At 72.2% G+C, this 26,082-nt stretch carries 15 protein-coding genes; 5 read left to right on the top strand and 10 right to left on the bottom strand.

The genetic code is table 11. From position 1 onward, the window contains the following. Positions 1–132: 132 nt before the first annotated feature. The 4 genes from B1H29_RS11405 (at position 133) to B1H29_RS11390 (ending at position 4,809) form a co-directional block, all read left to right on the top strand. Positions 133–1,527, top strand: coding sequence for a cation:dicarboxylate symporter family transporter (locus B1H29_RS11405; RefSeq protein WP_055421873.1), 1,395 nt, complete (start codon positions 133–135; stop codon positions 1,525–1,527). Positions 1,528–1,696: 169 nt separating this feature from the next. Then, on the top strand, positions 1,697–2,095 hold the full coding sequence (locus B1H29_RS11400) for a MerR family transcriptional regulator (RefSeq protein ID WP_055421872.1): 399 nt from the start codon (positions 1,697–1,699) through the stop codon (positions 2,093–2,095). Positions 2,096–2,106: 11 nt separating this feature from the next. Beyond that, positions 2,107–2,421, top strand: coding sequence for a thioredoxin family protein (locus B1H29_RS11395; RefSeq protein WP_055421949.1), 315 nt, complete (start codon positions 2,107–2,109; stop codon positions 2,419–2,421). A 120-nt stretch (positions 2,422–2,541) separates the two neighbouring features. After that, a complete protein-coding gene (locus tag B1H29_RS11390) occupies positions 2,542–4,809 on the top strand; it encodes a HelD family protein (protein WP_055421871.1) in 2,268 nt (755 codons plus the stop codon). A gap of 53 nt (positions 4,810–4,862) precedes the next feature. Here B1H29_RS11390 and glgB read toward each other — a convergent pair whose 3' ends face one another. The 4 genes from glgB to B1H29_RS11370 form a co-directional block, all read right to left on the bottom strand. Next, on the bottom strand, positions 4,863–7,358 hold the full coding sequence (gene glgB / locus B1H29_RS11385; protein ID WP_167392526.1) for a 1,4-alpha-glucan branching enzyme: 2,496 nt from the start codon (positions 7,356–7,358) through the stop codon (positions 4,863–4,865). A 40-nt stretch (positions 7,359–7,398) separates the two neighbouring features. Next, a complete protein-coding gene (locus B1H29_RS11380; protein WP_055421870.1) occupies positions 7,399–8,793 on the bottom strand; it encodes a maltokinase N-terminal cap-like domain-containing protein in 1,395 nt (464 codons plus the stop codon). Between the two features lie 99 nt (positions 8,794–8,892). Then, complete coding sequence (treS, locus tag B1H29_RS11375) at positions 8,893–10,611, bottom strand: maltose alpha-D-glucosyltransferase (RefSeq protein ID WP_079160162.1); 1,719 nt, start codon at positions 10,609–10,611, stop codon at positions 8,893–8,895. Then, positions 10,608–12,695, bottom strand: a complete 2,088-nt coding sequence (locus tag B1H29_RS11370; protein ID WP_079160161.1) for an alpha-1,4-glucan--maltose-1-phosphate maltosyltransferase — start codon at positions 12,693–12,695, stop codon at positions 10,608–10,610. Before B1H29_RS11370 ends, treS begins: the two co-directional genes overlap by 4 nt. A 310-nt stretch (positions 12,696–13,005) precedes the next feature. Between B1H29_RS11370 and B1H29_RS11365 the strand changes: the two genes are divergently transcribed. After that, positions 13,006–15,624, top strand: coding sequence for a glycosyltransferase family 1 protein (locus tag B1H29_RS11365; RefSeq protein WP_055421868.1), 2,619 nt, complete (start codon positions 13,006–13,008; stop codon positions 15,622–15,624). A gap of 40 nt (positions 15,625–15,664) precedes the next feature. Here the strand turns inward: B1H29_RS11365 and B1H29_RS11360 are convergent, their stop codons facing one another. The 6 genes from B1H29_RS11360 to glgX all read right to left on the bottom strand — a co-directional run bounded on the left by B1H29_RS11360 (position 15,665) and on the right by glgX (position 26,053). After that, the gene (locus B1H29_RS11360; RefSeq protein WP_055421867.1) at positions 15,665–16,174 is read right to left on the bottom strand and encodes a DUF1990 family protein; all 510 of its coding nucleotides are present in this window, start codon (positions 16,172–16,174) and stop codon (positions 15,665–15,667) included. Between the two features lie 146 nt (positions 16,175–16,320). Next, a complete protein-coding gene (locus B1H29_RS11355; RefSeq protein WP_055421866.1) occupies positions 16,321–18,360 on the bottom strand; it encodes a M4 family metallopeptidase in 2,040 nt (679 codons plus the stop codon). A 325-nt stretch (positions 18,361–18,685) separates the two neighbouring features. Next, a complete protein-coding gene (locus B1H29_RS11350) occupies positions 18,686–19,537 on the bottom strand; it encodes a phosphotransferase enzyme family protein (RefSeq protein ID WP_055421865.1) in 852 nt (283 codons plus the stop codon). A 184-nt stretch (positions 19,538–19,721) separates the two neighbouring features. Next, positions 19,722–21,596 (bottom strand): ABC transporter ATP-binding protein, encoded by a 1,875-nt coding sequence (locus B1H29_RS11345; protein WP_055421864.1) that lies wholly within the window; start codon positions 21,594–21,596, stop codon positions 19,722–19,724. After that, entirely contained in the window at positions 21,593–23,554 is a 1,962-nt protein-coding gene (locus B1H29_RS11340) for an ABC transporter ATP-binding protein (RefSeq protein ID WP_079160158.1), read from the bottom strand. The genes B1H29_RS11345 and B1H29_RS11340 overlap by 4 nt, the downstream gene beginning before the upstream one ends. A gap of 216 nt (positions 23,555–23,770) precedes the next feature. Further along, positions 23,771–26,053, bottom strand: coding sequence for a glycogen debranching protein GlgX (gene glgX / locus B1H29_RS11335; protein WP_055421863.1), 2,283 nt, complete (start codon positions 26,051–26,053; stop codon positions 23,771–23,773). Positions 26,054–26,082: the final 29 nt, after the last annotated feature.

The following is a 26,082-nucleotide window of genomic DNA, read 5'->3' as shown; positions in this document are numbered from 1 at the left end:
TGATTGTGAACTAAATGAACGCAAGGGTGACCGCGCTCACAGGCCGGGAGATAGTCACCGCATCCCCGAAACAAACCCCCGGACGTGAGCCGCACGCCGGTGATGCCGACGACGTCGTCAAGGAGGGCCGCCGTGACCAGCAAAGCCGCTACGGCACCTGCCGCACCCAAAGCCAAGCGGGACCGCACGCACTATCTCTACATCGCGGTGATCATCGCGGTCGCCCTCGGTATCGCCGTAGGTCTGATCGCCCCCGACTTCGCCACCGAGCTGAAGCCGCTGGGCACCGGCTTCGTGAGCCTGATCAAGATGATGATCTCGCCGATCATCTTCTGCACGATCGTGCTGGGCATCGGATCGGTGCGCAAGGCCGCCAAGGTCGGCGCGGTCGGCGGTATCGCCCTGGGCTACTTCCTGGTGATGTCGCTGGTGGCGCTCGCCATCGGCCTGGTCGTCGGCAACATCCTGGACCCGGGCACGGGCCTCGCGGTCACCGACGCCGTCAAGGAGACCGGTCAGGCGCAGGTCGACGCGGAGGCCAAGGGCACCGTCGACTTCCTGATGGGCATCATCCCGACCACGATCGTCTCCGCGTTCACCGCGGGCGAGGTGCTGCAGACCCTGCTGATCGCCCTGCTCTGCGGCTTCGCGCTGCAGGCCATGGGCTCCGCCGGACAGCCCGTCCTGCGCGGCATCGAGCACATCCAGCGGCTGGTCTTCCGCGTCCTGGCGATGATCATGTGGGCCGCCCCGGTCGGCGCCTTCGGCGCCATCGCCGCGGTCACCGGTTCGGCCGGCGTCGACGCGCTCAAGAGCCTGGCCGTGCTGATGCTCGGCTTCTACGTGACCTGCTTCCTCTTCCTCTTCCTGGTGCTGGGCACGCTGCTGCGCGTCGTCGCCGGCGTCAACGTCCTCTCGCTCTTCAAGTACCTGGGCCGCGAGTTCCTGCTGATCCTGTCCACCTCCTCGTCGGAGTCGGCGCTGCCGCGCCTCATCGCGAAGATGGAGCACCTGGGCATCAGCAAGCCGGTGGTCGGCATCACCGTCCCGACCGGCTACTCGTTCAACCTCGACGGCACCATGATCTACATGACCATGGCCTCGCTGTTCATCTCGGACGCCATGGGTACGCCGATGTCCATCGGCGAGCAGATCCCGCTGCTGCTCTTCCTGCTGGTGGCCTCCAAGGGCGCGGCCGGTGTCTCCGGTGCCGGTCTGGCCACGCTGGCCGGCGGCCTGTCCTCGCACAAGCCCGCCCTGGTGGACGGCATCGGCCTGATCGTCGGCATCGACCGCTTCATGAGTGAGGCCCGCGCCCTGACCAACTTCGGCGGTAACGCCGTCGCCACCGTCCTGATCGGCACCTGGACCAAGGAGATCGACAAGGGCCGGGTGAACGAGGTGCTCGCCGGCCGGGCCCCGTTCGACGAGAAGACCCTCCTGGACGACCACCACGGCGCCGACGACGGCGACGGCACCCCGAAGCTGCCCGAGCAGGGCGGCGAGAAGGAGCTGGCCCGGGCCTGAGGCCCGCGCGACGCCCACCCACTCCGGGCGGCTGAGGTGCTCCCCCCGTTGCTCAGCCGCCCGGTCCTCCCGTCCCGGTCCTCCCGCCCCGGTCCTCCCCGCCCCGCGCCTCCCGGCGCGGGGCGTTCCGCTTGCCTTGACGCCCGCGTCAAGGCTTACGTTCGTCCGCATGCGAATCGGCGAGCTGGCCGCACGGGCCGGGACCACCACGCGGACGCTGCGGTACTACGAGTCGCGGGGGCTGCTGTCCGCGCGGCGCACCGGCAACGGCTACCGGACGTACGACGAGGACGACCTGAAGTTGCTGCGGCAGATCAGGACGCTCCAGGACTTCGGGTTCGACCTGGAGGAGACCCGCCCGTTCGTGGAGTGCCTGCGCGCCGGGCACCCCGAGGGCGACTCCTGTCCGGCCTCCCTCGTGGTCTACCGGCGCAAGCTGGCGGAGCTGGACGCGCTGATCGGGCAACTGACGTCGGTGCGGGAACAGGTCGGTGCGCAACTGGCGCGAGCCGAGGCGGCGGTTCCGGGGGGTCCGGAGCCCAAGTGCGAACTGGGAGGGCACGTATGACGGGCAGCGAGGTGGCCGAGGTGACGGACGCGGTATTCGGTGCGGAGGTGCTGGGCAGTGCGCTGCCGGTGCTGGTGGAGTTCACCGCGGACTGGTGCCCGCCGTGCCGGCAGATGGCCCCGGTGCTCAGCGCCCTGGCCGAGGAGGAGGGCGACCGGCTCCGGGTGGTGCAACTGAACGTCGACCGGAACCCGGCGACCACGAACGCGTACAAGGTGCTGTCGATGCCGACGTTCATGGTGTTCCGCGGCGGTGAGCCGGTGAAGTCGATGGTGGGCTCCCGGCCCAAGCGGCGGCTGCTGGAGGAGCTGGCCGACGTGATCTGACCCGCACGTGATACGCGAAATCCCCCGAGTAATTGCGCTCGGGGGATTTCTTTGCGTATATTCGTTGATTCGTGACTTCAGGAGAATGACGTCGCGAAAGAAGTTCAGTGAGCAGAGTATATCCGGGCGGGAGTGGAATTGTCAAACACCGAATTTCCGGACGATGAATTGCGGCACGAGCAGGAATTCATCGACGGACTGTACGCGCGCGTGGACGCGCTGCGCGGCGACACCGAGGGCTCGGTGACGGACGCGCTCGCGCAGGGCAGCACACCCATGCAGGCCCGGCTGGAGCGGGACATCCTGGTCGCCGAGCGCTCCGGGCTGCTCGCCGCGCTCAACGCGGTGGACGGCTCCCTCTGCTTCGGCCGCATCGACCTCACCTCGGGTGCCGGCCACCACATCGGCCGCATCGGACTGCGCGCCGACGACGCCGAACGCACCCCGGTCCTGATCGACTGGCGGGCCGACGTCGCCCGCCCCTTCTACCTGGCCACCGGCCACACCCCGATGGGCCTGCGCCGCCGCCGGCACATCGCGAGCGAGGGCCGCACGGTCACCGCCCTGCACGACGAGATCCTCGACCTCGGCGACGAGACGCGGACCGGCCACGAGGACCCGTCCGGCGACGCCGTGCTGCTCGCCGCGCTGAACTCGGCGCGCACCGGCCGCATGGGCGACATCGTGCAGACCATCCAGGCGGACCAGGACCGCATCATCCGCGCCCTGCACCGCGGCGTCCTGGTCGTCGAGGGCGGCCCCGGCACCGGCAAGACCGCCGTCGCCCTGCACCGCGCCGCCTACCTCCTCTACGAGCACCGCGAGCTGCTCGCCAAGCGGGCCGTCCTCATCGTCGGGCCCAATCCGGCCTTCCTCGGCTACATCGGCGAGGTGCTGCCCTCCCTGGGCGAGACCGGCGTGCTCCTCGCCACCGTCGGCGAGCTGTTCCCCGGCGTGAAGGCCACGGCGACGGACACCCCCGAGGCGGCGGCGGTGAAGGGCCGCGCCGACATGGCGGAGGTCCTCGCCGAGGTGGTCCGCGACCGGCAGGCGCTGCCCGACCCGGTCATCGCGATCGAGCACGACCGCGACATCCTGATGCTCGACGACGACCTGGTGAACGTCGCCCGCGAGCGCACCCGCGCCGCGAAGCTCCCGCACAACGCGGCCCGCGAGCACTTCGAGGGCCACATCCTCAACACCCTCACCGACATGGTCGCCGAACGCATCGGCACCGACCCCTACGACGGCTCCAACCTCCTCGACCCCAGCGACATCACCCAGATCCGCGACGAACTCGCCGAGAACCCCGAGGTCTGGTCCGCCATCGACCAGCTCTGGCCCCGGATCACCCCGCAGCGCCTGGTCGCCGACTTCCTGGCCGCGCCCGAGGGCTACCTCCCCGCCGAGGAGGCCGCGGCCGTCCGCCGCCCGGTCACCCGGCGCTGGACCGTCGCCGACGTACCGCTGCTGGACGAGGCCGCCGAGCTGCTCGGCGAGGACGACCGCGTCGCCCGCACCCGAGCCGAACGCGAGCGGGAGGCGCAGATCGCCTACGCGCAGGGCGTGCTGGACGTGTCGTACGCGTCCCGGACCTACGAGTTCGAGGACAAGCACGAGGAGGAGGCGGAGGTGCTGTCGGCGCACGACATCATCGACGCCGAGCGCTTCGCCGAACGCCAGGAGGAGGACGACCACCGCAGCGCCGCGGAACGTGCCGCGGCCGACCGCACCTGGGCCTTCGGGCACATCATCGTGGACGAGGCGCAGGAACTCTCCCCGATGGCGTGGCGGCTGCTGATGCGCCGCTGCCCGACCCGCTCGATGACCCTGGTCGGCGACCCGGCGCAGACCGCGGAGGCGGCCGGCGTCGGCTCCTGGTCGAAGATCCTCGAGCCGTACGTCGAGGACCGCTGGGAGCACACGCGGCTGGGCGTCAACTACCGGACCCCGGCCGAGATCATGGACATGGCGGCGGCCGTCGTCCGCGCCGAAGACCCCGCCTTCGCACCGCCGAGTTCGGTACGGTCCACCGGCGTACGCCCCTGGATCCGCGCCGTCGGCGACCTCCCGGCCGCCGTCGCCGAGGCCGCCCGGGAGCTCACCCCCGAGGAGGGCCGCCTCGCCGTCATCGCCCCGCGCGAGCTGCACCAAACTCTCGCGGCCCGGCTGGACGGCGTGACGGCGGGCGCCGAGCCGGACCTGACACGCGGCGTCGTCCTGCTCGACCCGCGCCAGTCCAAGGGCCTGGAGTTCGACTCCGTGCTGGTCGTCGAGCCCGGCCGCTACGGCACGAGCGACCTGTACGTGGCCCTCACCCGCGCCACCCAGCGGCTCGGCGTGCTGCACACCGGGCCGCTGCCGAAGGGACTGGTCGACGCGTCCTGACCGCCGGGCCGACGGCCCCTGGCTGCTCTGGATCCGACCTCCGAAGACGATCCCTAGGCCGGGCGCAGCCACACCGTCGACAGGGGCGGCAGGGTCAGCCGGATGCTCGCCGGCCGGCCGTGCCACCCCTGCGGCTCCGGCTTGACCGGGTCGGGGTTGCCCACGTCGCCGCCGCCGTACCGGGCGGCGTCCGTGTTGAGCACCTCGTGCCAGGCGGGGACCTCGTCCGGAACGCCGACGCGGTAGCCGGGGCGGACGACGGCGGCGAAGTTCGACACCGCGAGCAGCGGGGTGCCGTCGGCGTCCAGCCGCAGGAACGCGAGGACGTTGTCCTCGGCGGCGTCCCCGACCAGCCAGGCGAAACCGGAGGGGTGGGTGTCGCGCCGCCACAGCGCGGGCGTGGCCCGGTAGACGGTGTTCAGGTCCCGCACCAGATCGCGCATGCCCCGGTGGTCGGCCGCCGCCCCGTACTCCGGGTCGAGCAGCCACCAGTCGGGACCGCGCGCCTCGGACCACTCCGCGCCCTGCGCGAACTCCTGCCCCATGAAGAGGAGCTGCTTGCCGGGGTGGGCCCACATGTAGCCCAGGTACGCCCGCTCGTTCGCGCGCTGCTGCCACCAGTCGCCGGGCATCTTCGACACCAGCGACTTCTTGCCGTGCACCACCTCGTCGTGGGATATCGGGAGCACGTAGTTCTCGCTGTACGCGTACACCATGGAGAAGGTCATCTCGCCGTGGTGGTACTTGCGGTGCACCGGCTCGTGGCTCATGTACTGGAGCGAGTCGTGCATCCAGCCCATGTTCCACTTGAGCCCGAACCCGAGCCCGCCGAAGCCGCTCGGCCCCTGGTGGTGCGTGGCCCGCGTGACCCCGTCCCAGGCCGTCGACTCCTCCGCGACGGTCACCACCCCGGGTACCCGCCGGTACACCGTCGCGTTCATCTCCTGCAGGAACGCCACCGCGTCCAGGTTCTCCCGGCCGCCGTGCTCGTTCGGCGTCCACTGGCCCGGCTCGCGCGAGTAGTCCAGGTAGAGCATCGAGGCGACCGCGTCGACGCGCAGCCCGTCGATGTGGAACTCCTCGCACCAGTACACGGCGTTGGCGACGAGGAAGTTGCGCACCTCCCGGCGCCCGAAGTCGAACTCCAGCGTGCCCCAGTCCGGGTGCGCGGCCCGCAGCGGGTCGGAGTGCTCGTACAGCGGACGGCCGTCGAACTCGGCCAGCGCCCAGTCGTCGCGCGGGAAGTGCGCCGGTACCCAGTCCATCAGGACGCCGATGCCGGCCTGGTGCAGCCGGTCGACCAGGTACTTGAAGTCGTCGGGGTCGCCGAGGCGGGCCGTGGGCGCGTAGAAGCCGGTGACCTGGTAGCCCCAGGAGCCGCCGAAGGGGTGCTCGGCGACCGGCATCAGCTCGACGTGGGTGAAGCCCAGGTCCGCGACGTACGCGGGGAGCTGGTCGGCCAGTTGCCGGTACGTCAGTCCGGGGCGCCAGGAGGGCAGGTGGACCTCGTACACCGACATCGGCGCCTCGTGCGCGGGCGTGTCCGCGCGGCGGGCCAGCCACTCCTCGTCGCCCCACGTGTAGTGCGAGGTGTGCACGACGGACGACGTGGCGGGCGGGACCTCGGTGCGGCGGGCCAGCGGATCCGCGCGGAACGTGCGCGAGCCGTCGGGCCGGGTGATCTCGAACTTGTACAGCTCGCCGGCGCCGATGCCGGGCAGGAACAGCTCCCACACGCCGGTGCCCCCCAGGGACCGCATCGGGTGTCCGGTGCCGTCCCAGAAGTTGAAGCCGCCGGCCACCCGGACCCCGCGCGCGTTCGGCGCCCACACCGTGAAGCGGGTGCCCGCGACACCCTCGTGGGTCGCCGGATGCGCGCCGAGCGCCCGCCAGAGCTGCTCGTGCCGTCCCTCGCCGATCAGGTGCAGGTCCAGGTCGCCCAGCGTGGGCAGAAAACGGTACGGGTCCTCGGTCTCCTGGACCGTCCCCTCGTACGTCACCAGGAGCCGGTGTACGGGAACCTCCTCAAGCGGCAGCAGCCCGGAGAAGAACCCGTCCCCGTCGTCGTGCAGCTCGACCCGCAGCTCCCCGGACAGGACGGTCACCGCCAGGGCGTACGGCCGGAAGGCCCGGAAGGCGACCCCGCCGGGCACCCGGTGGGCGCCGAGCACGGAGTGGGGGTCGTGGTGCGTCCCGGCGAGCAGCCGCTCCCGGTCGGCGGCGTCCATGGACGGGGAGACGGCGACCTCGACCGGTACGGCCGCCTTCGCGGCCTCACCTTTCTTGGCGGCCGGTTTCCCCGCGACCGCCTTCCCCGCGACGGCCTTCTTGGCGACGGCCTTCTTGGCGGCCGCCTTCTTTGCCACCGTCTTCTCGGCGGCCGCCTGCTTCGCAGGGGTCTTCTGCGCGGCCGTCTTCTTCGTGGGCGTCTTCTTCGTGGGCGTTTTCTCGGCCACCGCCTTCCGGGACGGCGCCGCCTTCTTCGCGGCGCTCTTCTCCTCGGCCGTCTGCTTCGGGTCGGGACCGCTGGACGAGGGGCGGGGGGTCACGGGTGGAGCCTCCTGGGCGAAGTGGGATCCGGAGAGGGCGTCATGCCGGTTCGGGCGTGGACAGGCGGCGCACCGCGGACAGGGGCACCGCCAGCCAGTCGGGACGGTGCCGGGCCTCGTACAGCACCTCGTACACCGCCTTGTCCGTCTCGTGGGCGCGGAGCATCACCGGATCGGTGCGCGGGTCGGCACCGGCGACCTCGGCGTACCCGGTGCAGTACGCGGCCCGGCAGGACCCGGCCCAGCCCGGTACCGGAGCGTCGGCCGAGTGCGCGGCGTAGTCGAAGGAGCGCAGCATCCCCGCGACGTCCCGCACCGGCGGCTGCGGCATCCGCCGTTCGGCCAGGGGTTTGGCGGGCTCTCCCTCGAAGTCGATCAGCGACCACTGACCGGAGGGCGAGCGCAGGCACTGGCCGAGGTGCAGGTCGCCGTGGACCCTCTGGGCGGTCCAGGTCCGGCCCTCGGCGGCCAGGTCGCCCAGCGCCGTGAACGCCGTACGCAGCGCGGGCGCGTACGGCCGGAGCAGGGGCACCGCGTGGGCGGCCGCCTCCAGCCGTTCGATCATGCCGTCGGCGAGCTGCCGCACCTGGCCCTGGGCGAGGGTGACGGTCGGCAGCGCGCGGGCCAGCGCGGTGTGCACCTCGGCGGTGGCCCGGCCGAGCGCCCGGGCCTCGGCGACGAACTCCTCGCCCTTGGCCAGCTCCCGCAGGGCCAGCTCCCAGCCGTCGGCGGCACCCTGCACGTAGGGCTGGAGCACGCCCAGTACCCAGGACCGGCCGGCCAGGTCGGCCACCATCCAGCCCGCCGGTGCCGGCACCCGGGGGCAGCCCTCGCGCGCCAGCGCCAGCGGCAGCTCCAGGTCGGGGTTGATGCCGGGCACGATCCGGCGCAGCACCTTCAGAATGAACGTATCTCCATACACGACCGACGAGTTCGACTGCTCGGCGGTCATCAGCCGCGGCACCAGTCCCGCGCGGATCTCCCGTTCCGGTTCCCGCTCGAAACGAAGCCCGCCGATACGGGCCCTGGTGCGCAGCGCCTCCAGGAGCACCTCGGCGGGCCGGGTGTCGTACAGGGCGTCGTAGGCGGTGCGGCCGGCCAGCGGGCCCTCGGTCACGTGTCCGATGAGCGCGGGCGCCAGCCGGGGCGGCAGCGCCTCGCGCACGCCTATGAGGAGCTGGTAGCAGTCACCGGGCCCCTCGGGCCCGCCCGGGGCCGAAGCGAGCTGCTGGTGGGCGCGCACCAGCACGTGGTAGAGGCCGAGGCGGGCGTCGGAGGGGAGCAGCTCGGTGGCGGCGACCAGCGAGAATCCGGTGACCGGACGCCCCTTGCCCGCGAACCAGCGTTGCCGCGGCAGCCAGTCCCGCAGCAGTGGATCAAGTGACGCCAGAAGGGCTGACGGGCTCGTGACGGTGCGTGTGACGGCTTCCGACATGGCGTCGCGTCCTTTCCCCGGGTCGTCGGGGTGTTACTGATGCGTGCCCCGGGCGGGACGGCAGAAACCGTCCCGCCCCGGGGATCGGGCCGGTGCGGCCTAAACGGCGTCCTTGCGGAGCCGGAACCAGTAGAAGCCGTGCCCCCCGAGGGTCAGCAGGTACGGCAGTTCGCCGACCGCCGGGAAACGGACTCCGCCGAACAGCTCGACCGGATGGCGCCCCCCGAAGGCGCTCAGGTCCAGCTCGGTGGGCTGCGCGAACCGGGAGAAATTGTGGACGCACAGCACCAGGTCGTCCCCCTCTTCCCCGGTCGCGGGGGCCTCCCGCAGGAAGGCGAGGACCGCGGGGTTGGAGGAGGGCAGCTCGGTGTAGGTGCCCAGGCCGAAGGCGCGATTCTGCTTGCGGATCTCGATCATGCGGCGGGTCCAGTGCAGCAGGGACGAGGGCGAGGCCATGGACGCCTCGACGTTCGTCACCTGGTAGCCGTAGACCGGGTCCATGATCGTCGGCAGGAAGAGCCGCCCCGGGTCCGACGACGAGAAGCCCGCGTTGCGGTCCGGGGTCCACTGCATCGGGGTGCGCACCGCGTCGCGGTCGCCGAGCCAGATGTTGTCGCCCATCCCGATCTCGTCGCCGTAGTAGAGGATCGGCGAGCCGGGCAGGGAGAGCAGCAGGGCCGTGAACAGCTCGATCTGGTTGCGGTCGTTGTCGAGGAGCGGGGCCAGGCGCCGGCGGATGCCGATGTTGGCGCGCATGCGCGGGTCCTTGGCGTACTCCGCGTACATGTAGTCGCGTTCCTCGTCGGTGACCATCTCCAGGGTCAGCTCGTCGTGGTTGCGCAGGAAGATGCCCCACTGGCAGCCGGACGGGATGGCCGGGGTCTTGGCGAGGATCTCGGAGACCGGGTAGCGGGACTCGCGGCGTACGGCCATGAAGATGCGCGGCATGACCGGGAAGTGGAACGCCATGTGGCACTCGTCGCCGCCCGCCGCGTAGTCGCCGAAGTAGTCGACGACGTCCTCCGGCCACTGGTTGGCCTCCGCCAGCACCACCGTGTCCGGGTACTGCGCGTCGATCTCCTTGCGCACCCGTTTCAGGAAGGCGTGCGTGGCCGGGAGGTTCTCGCAGTTGGTGCCCTCCTCCTGGTAGAGGTACGGCACCGCGTCCAGCCGGAACCCGTCGATGCCCAGGTCCAGCCAGAACTTCAGGGCGGAGATCATCTCCTCCTGCACGGCCGGGTTCTCGTAGTTCAGGTCCGGCTGGTGCGAGAAGAAGCGGTGCCAGTAGTACTGCTTGCGCACCGGGTCGTAGGTCCAGTTCGACGCCTCGGTGTCGACGAAGATGATGCGCGCGTCCTGGAACTGCTTGTCGTCGTCCGCCCAGACGTAGTAGTCGCCGTAGGGGCCGTCGGGGTCCCTGCGGGACTCCTGGAACCACGGGTGCTGGTCGCTGGTGTGGTTCATGACGAAGTCGATGATCACGCGCATGCCGCGCTGGTGGGCGGCGTCCACGAACTCGACGAAGTCGGCCAGGTCGCCGAACTCTGGCAGCACGGCGGTGTAGTCGGAGACGTCGTAGCCGCCGTCGCGCAGCGGTGACTTGAAGAAGGGCGGGAGCCAGAGGCAGTCCACGCCCAGCCACTGCAGGTAGTCCAGCTTGGCGGTGAGGCCCTTGAGGTCGCCTACGCCGTCGCCGTTGCTGTCCTGGAAGGAGCGGACGAGGACCTCGTAGAAGACGGCTCGTTTGAACCAGTCCGGGTCACGGTCCTTGGCCGGGGTGTCCTCGAAGGTGTCCGGCACGGGCTCGTTGAAGATCATGTGGTGGGTGACCCTCCGATCTGCGGGTGGGACGGTCGCAGAACCGTGCAGACGTGCGCGGGCGTCCGGCCCGGCTCCAGGCGCACATAGTTGGCCCTGCCCCAGTGGTAGGTCTCGCCGGTGAGCTCGTCGCGCACCGGCACCGACTCGTGCCAGTCCAGGCCGAGTTGCGGCATGTCCAACGAGACCGTCGCCTCCTGGGTGTGGTGGGGGTCGAGGTTGGCGACCACCAGAACCGTGTTCGACCCCTGCCGCTTCGAGTAGGCGATCACCTCCTCCTTGTCCGTGGGATGGAAGTGCAGATCGCGCAGTTGGCGCAGCGCCGGGTTCTCGCGCCGGATGGTGTTGAGCTGGGTGATGAGGGGGGCGATGGTGGTGCCCTCGCGGGCGGCGGTGGCCCAGTCGCGGGGTTTGAGCTGGTATTTCTCGCTGTCGAGGTATTCCTCGCCGCCTTCGCGCAGGGGGGTGTTCTCGCAGAGTTCGTAGCCGCTGTAGATGCCCCAGGTGGGGGAGAGGGTGGCGGCCAGGACGGCGCGGACCTCGAAGGCGGGGCGGCCGCCGTGCTGGAGGTAGGCGTGCAGGATGTCGGGGGTGTTGGTGAAGAGGTTGGGCCGCATGTAGGAGGCGGCGTCCCCCGTCAGTTCGGTGAGGTACTCCGTCAGTTCCTGTTTGGTGTTGCGCCAGGTGAAGTAGGTGTAGGACTGCTGGAAGCCGATCTGGGCCAGGGTGTGCATCATCGCGGGGCGGGTGAAGGCCTCCGCCAGGAAGATGACGTCGGGGTCGCGGCGGTTGATCTCGCCGAGGACCCTCTCCCAGAAGACGACGGGTTTGGTGTGGGGGTTGTCGACGCGGAAGATGCGCACCCCGTGGTCCATCCAGAAGCGCAGGACGCGGACGGTTTCGGCGACGAGTCCGTCGAGGTCGGCGTCGAAGGCGATGGGGTAGATGTCCTGGTACTTCTTGGGCGGGTTCTCGGCGTGGGCGATGGTGCCGTCGGGGCGGTGGTGGAACCAGTCGGGGTGTTTGTGGACCCAGGGGTGGTCGGGGGAGCACTGGAGGGCGAAGTCGAGGGCGACTTCCAGGCCGTGGTGGGCGGCCCGGGTGACGAAGTGGTCGAAGTCGTCGATGGTGCCGAGGGCGGGGTGGACGGTGTCGTGGCCGCCTTCGGGGGAGCCGATGGCCCAGGGGACGCCGACGTCGTCGGGGGTGGCGGAGAGGGTGTTGTTGCGGCCCTTGCGGTGGGTGGTGCCGATGGGGTGGACGGGTGGGAGGTAGACGACGTCGAAGCCCATGGCGGCGATGGCGGGCAGCCGGCGTTCGGCGGTGCGGAAGGTGCCGTGGGGCCGGTCGGGGGTGCCTTCGGAGCGGGGGAAGAACTCGTACCAGGCGCCGTACAGGGCGCGTTCGCGTTCCACGAGCAGGGGCAGCGGGTCGGAGGTGGTGACCAGTTCCCGCAGCGGATGCCGGGCCAGTACCGCGTCCACCCGGGGCGTCAACGCCGCCGCCAGCCGCGACGCGGCCGGCCGGGCCTCGTCCCGCAGCGCGCCGGCGGCGGCGAGCAGCTCACGCCGGTCCGCGCTGCCGGGCACGTCCGCGGCGGCGCGCTCGTAGAGCCGGGCGCCCTCCTCCAGGACCAGGCCGGTGTCCATACCCGCCGGGATCTTGATCTGCGCGTGGTGCCGCCAGGTGGTGACCGGATCGCCCCACGCCTCCACCGTGTACGACCACAGTCCGGGCCCGCCGGCGGTGACGGTGGCGCCCCAGCGGTCGGTGCCCGGGGCCAGCTCCCGCATCGGGGTCCACGGGCCCGGCCGGCCCTCGGGGTCCCGCAGCACGACGTTGGCGGCGACCGCGTCGTGCCCCTCGCGGAACACGGTGGCCGATATCTCGAAGGACTCGCCGGTGACGGCCTTGGCGGGCCTGCGCCCGTGCCGGACCATCGGACGGACGTCCAGGACGGGGATGCGTCCGACGACGGTGGTGCCGTCCGCGGGGGGCGCCCCGGAGGATGCCGCGGGGGGCGCCTCGGGCGGCGCCGCGGGGGGCACCGCGGAGGGTGCTGACGAGTGGTGCGTGGCGGGCATGACCGCTCCTGTCCGCGTCAACGAGGGTGGGCGGATGACTCTGGGGAGGTGGGTCCTGCGGGGGTGCGTGTGGGGTGTACCGCAGGAGCCTTCCCACACTTTTCGGGTGGGCAATCCGGCACTTTGTTACCTACTCACGCGTATGTCGACACACGCGACGACCTGACCGGACACCTTCCCCGCCGGAAGATCGACACGCCGGTGGTTATTAGCCCGTCCGGAGATCGCGAACGGTGCCGTTCAGGCCGAATCGGAGGACTGAGGGCGAAGGCCCCGGCGAGGGACACATCGCACCGGTAACGTCGTGAGGGTGAAGGCGATTCGTCGACTGACCGTCCGTCCCGTTCTCCCCGACCCCCTCCGGCCGCTCAGTGATCTGGCCCGGAATCTGCGCTGGTCCTGGCATCCGGAGACCCGCGACCTCTTCCAGTCCGTCGACCCCGGGTGCTGGTCCGCGTCCGGCCGCGACCCGGTACGGCTGCTCGGCACCGTCCCGCCCGCGCGCCTGGCGGAGCTGGCGCGGGACCGGCGCTTCGTGCGCCGGCTGACCGCGGTGGCCGACGACCTCGACCACTACCTGACCGGCGACCGCTGGTACCAGGACCAGCCCGGCCGACTCCCCGCCGCCGTCGCCTACTTCTCGCCCGAGTTCGGCGTCACGGCCGCCCTGCCGCAGTACTCCGGCGGTCTCGGCATCCTGGCCGGCGACCACCTGAAGGCCGCCAGCGACCTGGGCGTGCCCCTCATCGGCGTCGGCCTGCTCTACCGCCACGGCTACTTCCGCCAGTCCCTGTCCCGGGACGGCTGGCAGCAGGAGCACTACCCCGTCCTCGACCCCCACGAGCTGCCCCTCACCCTCCTCGAGGAAGCCGACGGCACCCCCGCCCACGTCGCCCTCGCGCTGCCCGGCGGCCGCGACCTGCGCGCGCGTGTCTGGCTGGCCCAGGTCGGCCGGGTGCCGCTGCTGCTGCTCGACTCGGACGTCGAGGAGAACGACCTCGGCGAACGCGGCGTCACCGACCGGCTCTACGGCGGCGGCAGCGAGCACCGGCTCCTCCAGGAGATGCTGCTGGGTATAGGAGGTGTCCGGGCGGTACGGACGTACTGCCGGCTCACCGGCCACGCCGGGCCGGAGGTGTTCCACACCAACGAGGGGCACGCCGGCTTCCTCGGTCTGGAACGCATCTCCGAACTCTGCGAGAAGGGCCTGGAGTTCGGTGCCGCGCTGGAGGCGGTCCGGGCGGGCACCGTCTTCACCACCCACACCCCCGTGCCGGCCGGCATCGACCGCTTCGACCGGGAACTGGTCGCCCGCCACTTCGGCCCCGACTCCGAGCTCCCGCGCATCGACGTCGAACGCGTCCTGCGGCTCGGCATGGAGACCTACCCCGGAGGCGAGCCCAACCTGTTCAACATGGCCGTGATGGGCCTGCGCCTGGCCCAGCGCGCCAACGGCGTCTCCCTGCTGCACGGCGGGGTCAGCCGGGAGATGTTCTCCGGGCTCTGGCCCGGTTTCGACGCCGACGAGGTGCCGATCACCTCCGTCACCAACGGCGTGCACGCCCCGACCTGGGTCGCCCCGGAGGTGTTCCGGCTCGGCGCCCGGCAGATCGGCGTCCAGCGGGCCGAGGACGCGCTGGCCGTCGGCGGCTCGGACCGCTGGGACTCGGTCGCCGACATCGCCGACCAGGACATCTGGGAGCTGCGCCGCACCCTGCGCGAGCAGCTCGTGGAGGAGGTGCGGGAGCGGCTGCGCGCCTCCTGGCGGCAGCGCGGCGCCGGGACGGCCGAGCTGGGCTGGGTCGACGAGGCCCTCGACCCGGACGTGCTCACCATCGGGTTCGCGCGGCGCGTCCCGTCGTACAAGCGCCTGACGCTGATGCTGCGCGACCGCGACCGCCTGATGGACCTGCTCCTGCACCCCGAGCGGCCCGTCCAGATCGTCGTCGCGGGCAAGGCGCACCCGGCGGACGACGGCGGCAAGCGGCTGGTGCAGGAGCTGGTGCGGTTCGCGGACGACCCGCGGGTGCGGCACCGGATCGTGTTCCTGCCGGACTACGGCATGGCGATGGCGCAGAAGCTCTACCCGGGCTGCGACATCTGGCTGAACAACCCCCTGCGGCCCCTGGAGGCGTGCGGCACCAGCGGCATGAAGGCCGCCCTCAACGGCTGCCTCAACCTGTCGGTGCTGGACGGCTGGTGGGACGAGTGGTACCAGCCGGACTTCGGCTGGGCGGTCCCGACCGCCGACGGCGCGGGTACCGACCCGGACCGGCGCGACGCCATAGAGGCGGCCGCCCTCTACGACCTGCTGGAGCAGCGGGTGACCCCCCGCTTCTACGAGCGGGGCGCGAGCGGGCTGCCCGACCGGTGGATCGAGATGGTCCGCAAGACCCTGAGCCTGCTCGGGCCCAAGGTGCTGGCCGGCCGCATGGTCCGCGAGTACGTCGAGCGGCTCTACGCCCCCGCGGCCGAGGCGCACCGCGCGATGGACCCGGACTCCGCCCGTGCGCTGGCCGAGTGGAAGGCCCGGGTGCGGGCCGCCTGGCCCGGGGTGAGCGTCGACCACGTGGAGACGTCCGCCGCCACCGCGCTGGCCGAGCTCGGCGCGACGCTCGGGCTGCGGGTGCGGGTGAACCTCGGCGACCTGGCCCCGGACGACGTCGAGGTGCAGGCGGTCTCGGGCCGGGTGGACTCCGAGGACCGCATCACCGACGCGACGACCGTCCCGCTGAAGTCGGTGGGCGGCCCCGACCTGGAGGGCCGCTGGGTGTACGAGGGCCCGCTCGCCCTGGACCGCACCGGTCCCTTCGGCTACACGGTCCGCATCCTGCCCGCGCACCGGCTGCTGGCGTCCGGCGCGGAGCCGGGACTGGTCGCGGTGCCGTCGGACGAGCTGGCGGAGGCGGCGGGGCTGCTGATGAGGTGAGGCCGCCGGAGGATGACGTGGGACGGTCGGAAAGCGCGGGTCAGTCCTCCTCGTCGCCGCCGCTCAGCCGTCGCAGGACGGTGCCGCAGCGGCGGGCGTAGGCGTGCTGGAAGGCGCGGGCGGCCGGTCCGCCGGCCTTGGCGTACCACTTGGCGGGGCGGCTGAAGGCGGTCACGGTCAGCCAGACCGTGCCGTCGCCCGTCCGGTCCACCACGAAGGCCTCCTCGCCGGACTCGGGGTGACCGGGCAGGGTGCCGTAGGCCCAGCCGGCCCGGCGGGGTTCGTCCAGGGTCCAGACCACCCGGCAGGGTGCCTTGATCATCCCGGCGAGGGTGACGGTGACGTCGACGCCGGGCGCGGCACGCTCCGCGCTCGCGTCGATGCCGACGCCCATCTCCCGGTGCATCTCCCAGGTGAGCACGGCCTCGACCGCGCGCTGGAACACCGGCTCGCCCTCCCCGAGGCGCGTGCGTACGTGCATGGGGCGGAAGCCGGGCGGGCAGTGGCCCTGCTCGCGGGTGGCGCCGACGTCGTCGTACGTGAAGGACATGGGCACCAAGAGTAAGGCGGCAACCTGGAACCTGGCGTTCCGGGTGCCGCCCTCAGGCCATGACCGGAGCGGGCGAGGGGAGGGCGCCGCCCCGGGGGATTCGAACCACCGGGACGGCGCCCTGACCGTGGGGTCCCGCGCGGGGCCTACGGGAAGGTGAGCTTGAAGGAGTTGATGTACCCGGTGTCCCGGGCCGCCACGTCCTGGACGCGCAGTTTCCAGGTGCCGTTGGCGGACTCCGAGGAGGCGTTGACCGTGTACGTCTGCTTCACGTCGTTCGCCGAGTCGGACGAACTGGAGTTCTTCAGGCGGTACGCGGTCCCGTCCGGGGCCAGCAGGTCGACCACCAGGTCACCGCGCCAGGTGTGCACGATGTCGACCGCGGCCTGGAGGTTCGCGGGCGCGTTGCCCGCCCGGCCCGTCACGGCGACCGACGAGGTGACCGCCGCACCGTTGTCCGGGATCGCCACGTCGGCGGCGTTCTCGAAGGAGGTGCCGCCGCCACCGCCGCCGCCCGAGCGCGCGCCGACGTTGATGCCGGCCCAGGCGTCCTGCACCGCCTTGTATTCGGCGCTGTCGGTGCCGTACAGCTCACCGGCCGCCGCGAGGGTGCCGGTGCGGGCGCCCGCGTAGTTGGTGGTCGACGTGAACTTGGTGGTCAGCGCGCGGAACCAGATCTTCTCCGCCTTGGCGCGGCCGATGCCGGTGACCGGGAGGCCGTCCGAGGTCGGCGAGTCGTAGCTGACGCCGTTGATGGTCTTGGCGCCGCTGCCCTCGCTCAGCAGGTAGAAGAAGTGGTTGGCCGGACCGGACGAGTAGTGGACGTCGACGTTGCCGATCCCCGAGTACCAGTAGTCCTTGGACGCGCCGTCCCTGCTGGGCTTGTCCATGTAGCGCAGCGGCGTGCCGTCGCCGTTGATGTCGATCTCCTCGCCGATGAGGTAGTCACCGACGTCGGAGGAGTTGTTCGCGTGGAACTCGACGGACGCGCCGAAGATGTCGGAGGTGGCCTCGTTCAGCCCGCCGGACTCACCGCTGTAGTTGAGCCCCGCGGTGTTGGAGGTGAGGCCGTGCGTCATCTCGTGCGCGGCCACGTCGATGGACGTCAGCGGGTTGGCGTTGCCGGAACCGTCGCCGTACGTCATGCAGAAGCAGCCGTCCGACCAGAAGGCGTTGACGTAGTTGTTGCCGTAGTGGACCCGGGAGTAGGCGCCCACACCGTCGCCGCGGATACCGGACCGGCCCTGGACGTTCTTGTAGTAGTCCCAGGTCAGCGCGGCCCCGTAGTGGGCGTCGGCGGCGGCGGTCTCGGCGTTGGACGCGCTGCCGTTGCCCCACACGTCGTCGGAGCCGGTGAAGAGCGTTCCGGTGCCGGAGGTGCCCCGGTTGAGGTTGTACGTCTTGTGGTTGCCGCGCGTGGTGTCGGTCAGCGTGTACGACGACCCGGACCGCGCGGTGCCCAGCGTCACCGTCCCGCTGTACATCGTGTTGCCGGTGCCGTTGTGGATCGCCTGGTACTCGTGGAGCTTGGCGCCGGTGGCGGCGTCGGTGACCACGTGCAGCTCGTTCGGCGTGCCGTCCTCCTGGAGGCCGCCCACGACGGTCTCGTACGCCAGGACCGGTGTGCCGTTCGCCGCCCAGATCACCTTGCGCGGGGCGCGGTCGGCCTCGGGCTGCTCGGCGCCGGCGGCCTCCGCGGCGGACACGGCCTGCCGTTCGGCCTTGCCGGCCGCGATCTTCGGCGTCACGGTGGCCGGTGCGATCGCCTTGGCGGTGGCCTTCACGACCCGCTCGGTCTTCCCGGAGTCGGTGGTGACGACCAGGTCGCCGCCGAGGACGGGCAGACCGTCGTAGGTGCGTTCGTAGCGGGTGTGCACGGTGCCGTCGCGGTCCTTGAGGACGTCGCGCACGACCAGCTTCTCCTTGGCGCCCAGGCCCAGGTCGTCGGCGGTCTCGGCCTTGGCGGCGTCGGCGTCGCGCATCAGCTCGGCGCGCTGGGCCGGCGTGAGTTCGACGGACTCGGCGCCCGGGGCGGGGGCCGGCCGGGGCGCCGCGGTGGCGGCGCCGGACTGGACCGCCGTGGCGATCAGCGCGGCGACACCGGCCAGGGCGACGGCGGCGGCGCGGCGGTGGGTGGTGCGGGACGCGGTGTGGGAGGTGCGTCTGTGGGGAGTGCTGCTGCTCAACACTGACTCCTTCTGCGCGGCCGCGGGTCGCGCGGCCAGGGGAGACCGGTCGGCGGGTGGGCCGGCCGGGCGGTACCGGTTCGGTACGCAGAACCACGTGCCAGGAGCTGACCGCCGCGCAGCGCTGTGAGGAAGGTGTGGGGGCGCTGTACAACGGCCGTGGGAAGAGTGGCAGGAGAACGCGCCTTCTGTCAGGAGCGCGTCAGGAAGTTGGCCGGAAATGGTTCGTTGACCGGGCGTTCACGTTCGATATACGGAAGGGACGCTTCGGCGTGGTGGTTCCCGGCAGGGGCAGCCCGCCGCCCGCCGCACCGAAGAGCCGCGGTCAGCCGTGGGTGCCCGGGCCGTCGCGGTCGAGTGCGGCGCGGATCTCGCCGAGCCACCGCGTGCCCAGTCGGCGTCCGTCGGGGAACTGGTCGTCCCGGTCCCAGCGCCACGCGGTGATCATCGCCAGCACCAGGAGCCGGCACCGGCGCAGCAGCTCCCGGTCGACACCCGGATAGTGCTCGCCGACTTCTTCGGGCGCGTGGGCGAGGTCGAATTCGACGGGCCCGCGGCAACACGTCTCGAGGTCGATGAACAGCGGCCCGTTCCCCGTGGTGAGCACGTTGCCCGGGTGCGGTTCGCCGTGCAGTAGCTGTTCGGCGTCACCACGCTCGCCGATCTCCCGCCGCAGGCCTCGGAGCGTGTCGCCGAGCAGCTCGCGGTCCGCGTCGGCGAGCGCCGGAGTGCGGTCGCGGTCCGCCACGAGTCGTCGAGCCTGCTCGACCCGGTCGGTGAAGTGCGGCGTCGGAGTGTCGAGTTCGCGCATGCCGGCGTGCAGCCGCCGGAGCGCGTCGGCGTAGTCGGCCGGTGGGACCTCACGCGGCGCCACGGGTTCGTAGTAGGTCCACAGCGTGACCACGAAGCCGCCCCGCTCATGGACGCGCGGCGCCACCCGGGGGTCGAGCGCGGCCACCGGACACCCGGCTGCGGCGAGCCGCTGGGCGAGGCCGACCTCGAACCGCGCGACCTGGTCCGCCACAGGCGCCACCCGGGCCAGGACGTCACAGGGCAGCAGACGCAGCGTGAGCTTGTTCGAGTCGTGCAGAACGATCGCGTCGTCGGCCGGCAGGCCGAGTGACGAGGCGATCGACATGGCCGCGGCCACCGCACGTGTGACTCCCGACGCCTGCATCGTTGCCCGGCTCCTCTCCTTCGAACACTTCCATGACCTTCCACATCACGGCCACCGCCGTTCCGCCGGCCGCCACAGGTGACGCCGGCCGCCCCGGCGGTCCGGAGCGCCGGGATCCTCGTACGCGTCGATCACCGGTGGCTCCCCCGACGGCTCTCCATGCGGACCGCTCGCCCTCGCGCCCTCACGCCAGACTGTCCCGCCAGGCCCGGTGCAGGTCCGCGAACCGGCCCCTACCCGCGATCAGATCGGCCGGCACACCGTCCTCCACGATCCGGCCCCGCTCCATCACCAGCACCCGGTCGGCGATCTCCACGGTGGAGAGCCGGTGCGCGATCACGACCGCGGTACGGCCCTTCAGCACCGTCGCCATCGCCCGCTGCACCGCCCGCTCACCGGGAACGTCCAGCGAGCTGGTCGCCTCGTCCAGGATCAGCACCGCCGGGTCCGCGAGCAACGCCCGTGCGAACGCGACCAGTTGCCGCTGCCCGGCGGAGATGCGGCCGCCCCGCTTGCGGACGTCGGTGTCGTAGCCGTCGGGCAGCGCGCCGATGAAGTCGTGGGCGCCGATCGCCTTCGCGGCGCGCTCGATCTCCTCCCGCGTCGCCTCCGGGCGGCCGATCGCGATGTTCTCGGCCACCGTGCCGGAGAACAGGAACGCCTCCTGCGTCACCATCACCACCCCGCGCCGCAGCTCGGGCACGGCGAGGTCGCGCAGATCGGTGCCGTCCAGCAGGACCCGCCCGTCGGACGGGTCGTAGAACCGGGCGAGCAGCTTCGCCAGCGTCGACTTGCCCGCGCCGGTCGAGCCCACGACGGCGACCGTCTGCCCGGCCGGAATCGTCAGGTCGAAGCGGGGCAGCACCTCGCCGCCGGTCCGGTAGCCGAAGCCGACCCCGTCGAAGACGACCTCGCGCCCGGGGTGCTCCGACGCCGGCGGCGGCAGCTCCTTCGGCGCGGCCGGCTCGGGCACGGACGGCGTCTGGGCCAGCAGACCGGCGATCTTCTCCAGCGAGGCCGCCGCCGACTGGTAGGAGTTGAGGAACATGCCGAGCCGGTCGATCGGGTCGTACAGCCGCCGCAGGTACAGCACGGCGGCGGCCAGCACGCCGAGCGCCAGCGTGCCGTCCGCGACCCGGTACGCGCCCCACAGCACGATCCCCGCGACGGCCGTGTTGGCGACCAGCCGCGAGCCGACGACATAACGGGCCATCTCCAGCAGCGCGTCGCCGTTGGTCCGCTCGTGACGCCGGTTCAGCACGGCGAACTCGGCGTCGTTGGCGGCCTCCCGGCGGAAGGCGCGCACCGGGCGGATGCCGTTCATCGTCTCCACGAACTTCACGATCACCGCCGCGATCGCCGTGGACCGCCGGCGGTACACCCGCCCCGCGCGCCGCCGGTACAACCGCACCAGCGCGTACAGCGGCACGAACGACGCCACCGCGACGCCGCCGAGGCCCAGGTCCAGCCAGAGCAGCAGCGCCGCGATGTAGACGAAGGACAGGATGACCGTCACCAGCTCCTGGAGGCCCTCGTCCAGCAGCTCGCGCAGCGCCTCCACGTCCGTGGTGGAGCGGGAGATGAGCCGGCCCGAGGTGTAGCGCTCGTGGAAGTCGACGCTCAGCGCCTGCGCGTGGCGGAAAATCCGGCCCCGCAGGTCCAGCAGCACGTCCTGGCTGACGCGGGCCGCGGCGGCGATGAACGCGTACTGGAGCGCGCCCGCGCCCAGCGAGCAGAGCAGATAGCCGGCGCCCACCGCGATCAGCGGACCGTGGTCGTCGTCCCGCAGCGCAGGCACGGCGTGGTCGATGGCGTACGCCACCAGCAGCGGTCCCGCCTGCACCGCCGCCTGCTGGAGCAGCAGGAGGAACGTGGTGAGGGCGACGCGGGCCTTCCCGGGTGCCAGCAGGGAGCGCAGCAGGGCGGCGGTGGCGCCCGGCGGACTGGGCAGGACGTCCCGGTCGAAGAGGTCGTCGGCCGCGCGGACCTCCGCCTCGGCGGCCGGGTCCCCGCCCTCCGGCTGTTCCCTGCCCGGCGCGGTGGCCGTGGGCGCGGTCATCGGCCGTCCCCTTCCTGGGCTTCCCGGATCTCCCGGGCTTCCCGGGTGACCCGGGGTTCCTGGACTCCCCGGGCTTCCCGGCATTCCGCGCTCCCGTCGAGTCCGGACATCAGACGGGCGTACTCGGCGCTGCCGTGCAGCAGTTCCTGGTGGGTGCCGACGGCGGCGATCCGGCCGCCCGAGAGCAGCGCCACGCGGTCGGCGAGCAGCACCGTGGACGGGCGGTGGGCGACGATCAGGGCCGTGGTGTCCGCGAGGACCTGCCGCAGGGCGGCCTCCACGGCGGCCTCCGTGTGCACGTCCAGGGCGGACAGCGGGTCGTCCAGGACGAGGAACCTCGGCCCGCCGACCACCGCCCGGGCGAGCGCGAGGCGCTGCCGCTGGCCGCCGGAAAGGCTCAGGCCCTGCTCGCCGACCTGGGTGCCGGTGCCCTGGGGCAGGGCGTACGCGAAGTCGGCCTGCGCGACGGCGAGCGCCCGCCCCAGCTCCTCGTCACCGGCGCCGTCGGCGGCCCCCATCAGCACGTTCTCGCCGACGGTGGCCGAGAAGAGGGTGGGCTCCTCGAACGCCACGGCGACCATGGAGCGCAGCTCCTCGCGGGACAGGGCGGTGATGTCCGCACCGTCCAGCGTGATCCGGCCGGAGGTCACCTCGTGCAGGCGGGGGATGAGCGCGGTCAGCGTCGTCTTGCCGCTGCCGGTGGCCCCGACCAGGGCCATCGACTCGCCGGGGCGGACGTGCAGGTCGACGCGGTCGAGGAGGGGCGGGGAGCCGGGGGGTGCGTCGGGGTAACGGAAGCGGACGTTCTCGAACCGCAGACCGCCGCCACCCGCCGCGACCGCGGGCCGTCGTGCCTCCGCCAGTGCCGGAAGGGCCTCGGCGGCACCCGGCACCGCCGGGCCGCGGGACCCGTCCCCCGGCACGGACGCGGGCCCACGCGCCACCCCCGGCGACTCGACCCGCGCGTCCATCACCTCGAAGTACCGGTCCGTGGCCGTGGCCGCCTCCTGACTCATCGCCAGCAGGAAGCCGATCGACTCGACGGGCCACCGCAGGGCCAGCGCTGTGGACAGGAACGCCACCAGCGTCCCCGCCGACAGCGACCCGTCCGCCACCCGCACCGTCCCCACCACCAGCGCCGCCCCGATCGCGATCTCCGGCAGCGTCACGATGACCGCCCAGATGGACGCCAGCAACCGTGCCTTGCGCAGCTCCGTCCCCCGCAGCCGGTGCGACAGCTCGTGGAACGCCCGGGCCTGGCTGCGGTGCCGTCCGAAGCCCTTGATGACGCGGACGCCGAGCACGCTCTCCTCGACCACGGTCGTCAGATCCCCGACCTGGTCCTGCGCGCGCCGCGCCACCGCCGAGTACTTCTTCTCGAAGACCGCGCAGGTGATCATCACGGGTACGGCGGGCCCGAGGATGACCAGCCCCAGCGTCCAGTCCTGGACCAGCATGATGCCCACGCCGACCAGAATCGTCACACCGTTGACCAGCAGGAACGTCAGCGGGAAGGCGAGGAACATGCGCAGCAGCATCAGGTCCGTCGTCCCGCGCGACAGCAACTGCCCCGACGCCCACCGGTCGTGGAAGGCCACCGGCAGCCGTTGCAGATGCCGGTAGAGGTCCGCCCGCATCCCCGCCTCGACGCCCGCCAGCGGCCGGGCCACCAGCCAGCGCCGCAGCCCGAACAGCAGCGCCTCCGCCAGCCCGAGGAGCAGCAGGTACAGCGCCCCGAGCCACACGCCGGACGGATCGCGGTCGGCGACCGGCCCGTCCACCATCCACTTCAGGACCAGCGGGATCACCAGCCCCACGCAGGAGGCGAGGATCGCCACGCCCGCGGCGGTCGCCAACCGCGCCCGCACGGGCCGTACATAGGGCCACAGCCGCAGCAGCGAGCGGACGGTGGACCGGTCCTCGGTGGGGGGCTCGGCGGAGGCGGGTGTCGTGGACATCAGCAGCGAGCCTACGGTTCACCGCCGACAGTGCCCACCGGGTTTTCGAGCTCACCGGGGTCGTACGGGGGCATCAGCCGATCGGCTGATGCGCCTTCGAGCGCGTCGGCCGATGCGCCGCACCCCCGCACGCCGGGACGCTGGTGCCATGCCCGTCATCGGCCGAGCCGGCCGCCGGCCGGGACGATCTCGGGCGGAGCCGGCCGCCGGGCGGACTCACCCCACCTTCAGCAGCAGCACCGCCCGCGCCGGCACCGTGATCTCCGTCCCCGCCGGGTGCGTCCCGCCCGGTGCGTCCGCCTGCCGCTCCCGGCTGGTGTCGACGACCACCTCGTACCGCTCCGCCCACGGCGGCCCCGGCAGCAGGAAGCCGACCGGCCCCTCGCCCGCGTGCAGGACGGCCAGGAAGCTGTCGTCGACGATCGGGGCGCCGCGCTCGTCGCGGCCCGGGATGTCCCGCCCGGAGAGGTACATGCCGAGCGTGGCGGCGGGCGCGTACCAGTCCCGCTCCGTCATCTCCGTGCCCCGGGCGGTGAACCAGGCCAGGTCGCGCAGGCCGTCCGCGGAATGCGCCCGGCCGGAGAAGAAGGCCCGGCGGCGCAGCACCGGATGCCGGTGGCGCAGCGCGATCAGCCGGGAGGTCAGCTCGAACAGGGGCCGCCACTGAGGGTCGTCCAGCAGGCTCCAGTCCACCCAACTGATCCGGTTGTCCTGGCAGTAGGCGTTGTTGCTGCCGCCCTGCGTGCGGCCCAGCTCGTCGCCCGCGACCAGCATCGGCACGCCGGTCGACAGCAGGAGCGTGGTCAGCAGGTTGCGGAGCTGGCGCCGCCGGAGCGCCCGTACGTCCTCGTCGTCGGTCTCTCCCTCCACGCCGCAGTTCCAGGACCGGTTGTCGTCCGTGCCGTCCCGGTTGCCCTCGCCGTTGGCCTCGTTGTGCTTGCGCTCGTAGGACACGAGGTCCCGGAGCGTGAAGCCGTCGTGCGCGGTGACGAAGTTGACCGACGCGTACGGCCGCCGGCCGCCCCACGCGTACAGGTCGCTGGAGCCCGACAGGCGGTAGCCCATCTCCCGCACGTCCGGCAGCGCGTGCCGCCAGAAGTCCCGTACCGCGTCCCGGTACCGGTCGTTCCACTCGGTCCACAGGGGCGGGAACGCGCCCACCTGGTAGCCGCCCGAGCCGACGTCCCACGGCTCGGCGATCAGCTTCACCCGCCGCAGCACCGGGTCCTGCGCGATCACCGCGAGGAACGGGGAGAGCATGTCGACGTCGTGCATCGAGCGGGCCAGCGCCGCCGCCAGGTCGAAGCGGAAGCCGTCCACGCCCATCTCCGTGACCCAGTACCGCAGGGAGTCGGTGATCAGGCGCAGGACGTGCGGCTGGACGACGTGCAGGGTGTTGCCGCAGCCGGTGTAGTCGGCGTACCGGCGGGCGTCCGGCTGGAGGCGGTAGTAGCCGCGGTTGTCGATGCCCTTCATCGAGAGCATGGGGCCCAGCTCGCCCGCCTCCGCCGTGTGGTTGTAGACCACGTCGAGGATGACCTCGATGCCCGCCGCGTGCAGCGCGCGCACCATCCGCCGGAACTCGCCGACCTGCTGCCCCGCGGTGCCGGACGCGGCGTAGGCGGCGTGCGGGGCGAAGTAGCCGATGGAGTTGTAGCCCCAGTAGTTGCGCAGGCCGCGGTCGAGGAGATGACTCTCGTGCGCGAACTGGTGCACCGGCAGCAGCTCCACCGCCGTCACGCCCAGTCGCGTCAGGTGCTCGATCGCCGCCGGATGCGCCAGACCGGCGTACGTACCGCGCAGCTCCTCGGGGATGCCCGGGTGCAGCTTGGTGAAGCCGCGCACGTGCAGCTCGTAGATGACCGAGTCCGCCCACGGCGTCTTCGGCCGCCGGTCGTACGTCCATTCGTCGTCGGGTCCGCCGTCGTGGACGACGACGCCCTTCGGGACGTACGGCGCCGAGTCCCGGTCGTCGCGCACGGTGTCCGCCACGTGCTGCTGGGGCCAGTCGCGGACGTGCCCGTACACCTCGGGCGGCAGGGTGCCGTAGTCGTTGCCCTCGGCGCCGTCGACCGCGCGGGCGTACGGGTCGAGCAGCAGCTTCGCCGGGTTCCAGCGGGCGCCGGTCCACGGGTCCCAGCGGCCGTGCACCCGGAAGCCGTAGCGCTGCCCGGGGCCCACGCCCGGCACGAAGCCGTGCCAGATCTCGTGCGTCAGCTCGGTCAGCCGCACCCGGCGCTCCCCGCCACCGCAGCCCGGCTCGTCGAACAGGCACAGCTCGACGGCCTCCGCCCCGCCCGCCCACAGCGCGAAGTTCGTGCCCGCCACCTGGTCCGGTCCGGTCCGGTACCGGGCGCCCAGCGGCACCGGGGTGCCCGGCCAGGCCGGCACGGCGGGCGGCGACGCGGCACGCCGCGCGCCGTTCACCCCGACGGCGGGGTGCCCGTCCGCGGCGGCCTGTTTCCCGGCCACCGCCTCCTGCTCGGCTGCGCTCGACACCTGTCGGCCTCCTGCGGCTCGTGGAACGA

Source organism: Streptomyces pactum, from assembly GCF_002005225.1.
Taxonomy (GTDB): Bacteria; Actinomycetota; Actinomycetes; order Streptomycetales; family Streptomycetaceae; genus Streptomyces; species Streptomyces pactum_A.
The sequence above is the reverse complement of the archived record's forward strand: the minus strand, read 5'-3'. Positions and strand labels throughout refer to the sequence as shown.

Bases quoted from the DNA above. Each gene is read 5' to 3' on its own strand.
- B1H29_RS11400 (WP_055421872.1), top strand. From the start codon at position 1,697: ATGCGAATCGGCGAGCTGGCCGCACGGGCCGGGACCACCACGCGGACG.
- B1H29_RS11380 (WP_055421870.1), bottom strand. From the start codon at position 8,793: ATGTCGGAAGCCGTCACACGCACCGTCACGAGCCCGTCAGCCCTTCTG.
- treS (WP_079160162.1), bottom strand. From the start codon at position 10,611: ATGATCTTCAACGAGCCCGTGCCGGACACCTTCGAGGACACCCCGGCC.
- B1H29_RS11370 (WP_079160161.1), bottom strand. From the start codon at position 12,695: ATGCCCGCCACGCACCACTCGTCAGCACCCTCCGCGGTGCCCCCCGCG.
- B1H29_RS11360 (WP_055421867.1), bottom strand. From the start codon at position 16,174: ATGTCCTTCACGTACGACGACGTCGGCGCCACCCGCGAGCAGGGCCAC.
- B1H29_RS11350 (WP_055421865.1), bottom strand. From the start codon at position 19,537: ATGCAGGCGTCGGGAGTCACACGTGCGGTGGCCGCGGCCATGTCGATC.
- B1H29_RS11345 (WP_055421864.1), bottom strand. From the start codon at position 21,596: ATGACCGCGCCCACGGCCACCGCGCCGGGCAGGGAACAGCCGGAGGGC.
- B1H29_RS11340 (WP_079160158.1), bottom strand. From the start codon at position 23,554: ATGTCCACGACACCCGCCTCCGCCGAGCCCCCCACCGAGGACCGGTCC.